Origin of the sequence: Streptomyces sp. SA15 (genome assembly GCF_002291145.1) — a bacterium.
In the GTDB taxonomy this organism is placed as follows: Bacteria; Actinomycetota; Actinomycetes; order Streptomycetales; family Streptomycetaceae; genus Streptomyces.
The window spans coordinates 1-946 of sequence record NZ_NTGE01000214.1 but is presented as its reverse complement, the minus strand read 5'-3'; the positions used below and the strand labels follow the sequence as shown (position 1 = coordinate 946).

At 77.0% G+C, this 946-nt stretch carries 1 protein-coding gene; it reads left to right on the top strand.

The annotated features are described in order from the left end of the window. Positions 1 to 946, top strand: a 946-nt coding sequence (locus tag CLM62_RS49600) for a polyketide synthase dehydratase domain-containing protein (protein ID WP_143659281.1), incomplete at both ends; no start/stop codon positions are given.

Here is a 946-nt window from a genome sequence, read left to right as displayed (position 1 = left end):
ACCCGCCGGGCGGCCCGCGCTGCACCCCGCGGTGCTCGACGGGGCGTTCCAGGCGGCCGGTTACGGGGCGATGGCCCGCGGCGGGCACCAGCCCACCGCGCGGTTCCGGCCGTTCTCGGTGGACCGGATCGTGGTGCACCGACCCGCAGTCGGCCCGGTGTACGCGCACGTGCGGCCGGTGCGGCTGGACGACGTGCGTGGCGTCCATGTCTTCGACCTCCGCCTCGTCGACGACACGGGCGTCGCGGTGGCCGACGTGGACGGTTTCCTGCTGCGTTCCGAGCCGCTGACGGACGCGCCGGCCGCCGTGACGCCGACGGCCGCCGGAGCCGACCGGCACACGGCGGCCTACGCGCTGGAGTGGCAGCCCGCCGAAGGGGAGACAGCGGCGCCCGTCCCCTCGGACCTGCTGGTGATCGGCGGCGACGGCCCGCTGTCCCGGGCGCTGCGCGCCAGGGCCGACGCATCGCTGCCGTGGGAGGCGTTGCCGCCCGGGGATCCCGAGGCGGCGCGAGGGCGTGTGGACCGGGCGTTGGAGGGCCTGGCTCCGGACGCGGGTGTTCTGGTCGTCCTCGGCGAACTGGGCGGCGCAGACGGGTTCCCCGAGTTCGAGGACGGCCTTCGACAGGCACGGGACGCCTACGAGCGGTTCGCCTCCCGGACGGTCCAGCCGGTGTTCGCCGCGCTGCGCGCCCTGGTATCCGGCCGCCGCCTCACCTCCGGGCAGGTACGGGTCGTGGCCTGCTGTCCGCCGTCCGGCACCGAGGCGGCCCAGCACGCGCTGCACGCACTGGTGCGCACGGTGGCCGGTGAGACGAGCCGCTTCGGCATCGGCCTGGTCACGGTGGACCGGGCGTGGTGCGCTGCGGCCCCGGACGAGGCGGCCACCGCGGTGCACGGCGAACTCGGGCGGTCCGCGACCCCGTCCTGGACGCGGCCGGCCGGC